The sequence below is a fragment of the Caballeronia sp. BR00000012568055 genome, assembly GCF_029439455.1.
Taxonomy (GTDB): domain Bacteria; phylum Pseudomonadota; class Gammaproteobacteria; order Burkholderiales; family Burkholderiaceae; genus Caballeronia.
Map to the genome: position 1 here is coordinate 1 of NZ_JAQFVG010000093.1, position 3,228 is coordinate 3,228.

4 protein-coding genes are annotated in these 3,228 nt (G+C 58.2%); all 4 read left to right on the plus strand.

The genetic code is table 11. The annotated features are described in order from the left end of the window. The first annotated feature begins 151 nt into the window (after positions 1–151). Positions 152–799, plus strand: coding sequence for a TagK domain-containing protein (locus tag P7F28_RS05980; RefSeq protein ID WP_277183569.1), 648 nt, complete (start codon positions 152–154; stop codon positions 797–799). After that, positions 799–1,653, plus strand: a complete 855-nt coding sequence (locus P7F28_RS05985; protein WP_277183570.1) for a type VI secretion system accessory protein TagJ — start codon at positions 799–801, stop codon at positions 1,651–1,653. The genes P7F28_RS05980 and P7F28_RS05985 overlap by 1 nt, the downstream gene beginning before the upstream one ends. Then, positions 1,650–2,213: a type VI secretion system baseplate subunit TssE gene (tssE, locus tag P7F28_RS05990; protein ID WP_277183571.1), complete on the plus strand. Its 564-nt coding sequence runs from the start codon at positions 1,650–1,652 to the stop codon at positions 2,211–2,213. The genes P7F28_RS05985 and tssE overlap by 4 nt, the downstream gene beginning before the upstream one ends. 26 nt (positions 2,214–2,239) lie before the next feature. After that, the coding region (gene tssF / locus P7F28_RS05995) for a type VI secretion system baseplate subunit TssF (protein WP_277183578.1) at positions 2,240–3,228 on the plus strand (989 nt) is incomplete at its 3' end.

Below are 3,228 nucleotides of genomic sequence, written 5' to 3' on the forward strand. Positions count from 1 at the left end.
ATTAATTCACTCGACTGATTAGTTGCTCATTGGCAATGATGTTAATCATAGACAATCGTGGGCGGTTGTGAGTTAATCCTTCGGCGTAATCAATTGATTTGGCTTGAACCGCGCGAGCGTCGCGGCTTTCTCTTTCCGAGTGTTAATTCGAATGCGGTTCTTCTCGATTTTTAAACGAAACAAGCTACAGCCGCGTGTCGAACCACAAGGTATTCAAGTGCCGGCGCAGGGAAAAGACAATGGCGCCGTTTTCGAATCAGATGTCGGCTTGGTCGGAACAAGCATCGACATATACGAACTGTTCGATTCACGCGCAAGCGTGACCGGGCAGAGCCAGCCGAAGGTTTCGCCGGACGTCGATGCAGATGGCCTTCTCGCCACGCTTCATCAGCGTTACTGTCAGGCGCTGGGTTCATCGGTGCCACCGGATAACGGCTTGTGGGCAAGCACGCTCACTGCCGCTTCGCACGTGGCCTTCTCCCGTCTTCCCGAACAAGAAGCGAAGCAGGTTGACGGTCAATCGATCAGTGGTCTTTTCTCGGACGTCCATAAGCTGGAAGATGCGATCGGGCCACTTACTCGGGAATCCATTCCGGATCTTGGCGTGCTGAGTGCGGCACGTCCGCCGGAAATCCTGCAGCTTTTCGCTCCGCCGGAGTACCACGCGAATGCAGCCATGCGCGCCAATACCGCGCCGCCGGTTCTCGCGCGCCGCGAGCATCACACATTGGCGATCGACAGTCCCTTGCCCGCGTTCGGCCATGCCGCCGCGCAGCCGAACCATGAGGTCTCGATTTGATGACAGCCCGTTCCATGACCGACTTGCCGATCGACGAGCAAATTGCCGAGGTCGAGTCGTCTATTCGCGTCCAACCCGCGCACGCTGCGCATCGCTGGGCGTTGTTTCAATATTTATGCATCGTGCGGCAGTGGGTGCGGGCGCTTCAGCAGCTTCAGATTTATGGCCAGCTCGAATCGTCGCAGACTCCGGTCGTTCACGCTTATCGCGATCTGGTGCGCGCCGAATGTGCGCGGGAACGAGTCATGGCGGGCCTGCAGGAACCTGATTTTGTCTTCACCGATGTGCCATCGTGGATGCGCGGCCTGCACGCTGCCTTGGGGCTTGCACGGCGCGGAGAAGTCGAAGCAGCCGATGCCACTCGCGAAACGGCATTGAACCTCGCGCCCTTGACGCCGGGAGCCAGCCACGCACCGATGCACGCGTTCAGCTGGATCGGCGATAGCGATTCGCGACTCGGTCCAGTTTGCGAATTCATCGCCGCAGGCCGCTACCGATGGCTCGCGTTCGACGATATCGCTCGCTGGCAAGTCGCGTCTCCGGCGACGCTCGCCGATCTGATCTGGGCACCTTGCACGCTCGATTTGCGTGATGGCACGGTTCTGCGTGGCTTCATGCCTGCCCGCTATCCGGAGCACACGGCACTGACGTGCACGGCGGACGCGCGTGATGCTTTGCTGTTGGGACGCAAAACCGTCTGGCGCGAAGCAGGGCGCACCGGCGTGATTGCTTCAGGCGCAAAGACATGGACGACTAGCTCAGGTGACGTCGGAATCTTCGAGTTAGCGCAGTGCGTTTTCAATCAAACTCGTGAGGAAACCGAATCAAAGTCGGAAAAGGAAGTGGACGCATGACGCACTCCACCGAATCGAACGACTTTGTTTCGACATCCGAAAGGGCCACAGGTAATTCACCACGCCGCGCCGACAGCCATTTGCTACCGACGCTGATCGATCGTTTGCGTGATGACGCGCCGCATCGTCAGAGCGAGGCGCCGGGTGAATACGCCGTCACCCGCACGCAGTTGCGCGACATCATTCAGCGCGACCTGACCTATCTGTTGAACGCGACCAACCTCGGCGATCTGATCGATGCGAAGCGCTATCCGCTGGTCGCGCAGTCCACGGTGAATTTTGGCGTGCCGCCGCTTGCCGGCGCATTCATGGCATCACGCGATTGGGCAAAAATCGAAGTCCTTATTCGCGAGGCTATCGTCGCATTCGAGCCGCGATTGATCCCAGAAACGCTACGAATCGTGCCACGCAGCGAGCGCGATCGTCAGGGACGACATAACGAAGTAGCGTTCTCGATTCACGGAATGATTCGCCTGGAACCGTATCCGATCGAGTTCATCGTGCAAAGCTCGCTGGATCTCGAATCAAGTCGCTTGCAAGCGGGTTCCGGCCGCGGCTGATCGAATCAAGCGAAACGAGAGCCTGCATGGATCCCCGACTACTCGAGTACTACAACCAGGAATTGATTTATCTGCGCGAAAGCGCAGGTGAATTTGCTCACGCGCATCCCAAGATCGCGAGGCGGCTCGGGCTGCAGGCAGGCGAACTGACCGATCCCTATGTCGAACGTCTGATCGAATCATTCGGTTTTATGGCCGCGCGCATGCGGCTCAAACTCGATGCCGAGTTTCCGCGCTTCACGCAGCGCCTGCTCGAAGTCACTTACCCGAACTACGTTGCTCCGACGCCGTCGATGGCCGTTGCACGGTTTTTTCCTGCGCATCAAAAAGGCAATCTGAACGCAGGCTTCAAAGTGCCGCGTTCAACGACGTTGAAAACGCTTAAGCCCAGCGGCGAGGATACGCCTTGCACGTTTCGCACAACGCAGGATGTCACGCTTTATCCGCTGGAGATTGTGGACGCTCGCTGGACCGGTATTCCGCCCGACATCGAAGGGCTGGACCGTTATGTCGCCGCATACACGCAGGTACGCGGTGCGCTGCGCCTGCGCATTCGCATGACGAACAAAACGGCGATCGACAGGCTCGAGAATCTGGATCGACTGCCGGTGTATCTTGCGGGCGACGAACAGGTGGCATCTGCGTTGTTCGAACTCCTGCATACGGCGTCGGTTGCATCGATAGTCGGCGAGCCTGGCGCGTTCGGCATGCCTCACCAGCGTTTTGCGGCGGTGACTTCCAACGCGGTAGTTCACGAGGGGCTTGGCACGGATCAGGGAATGTTGCCGCTGATCTGGTCCAAGTTCCACGGACACAATCTGCTGCACGAGTATTTTTCCTGTCCGAGCCGGTTCTACTTTTTTACGCTGACCGGACTCGCCGAAGGTCTGAAGAAGGTCACGAGCGAAGAAGCCGAGATTATCGTTCTGCTCGAACGGGCGCCGGACAAGCTTGCAAGCTTGATCGATGCTTCGCGCTTCGCGTTGTTTTGCACGCCGATCATCAACCTGTTTCC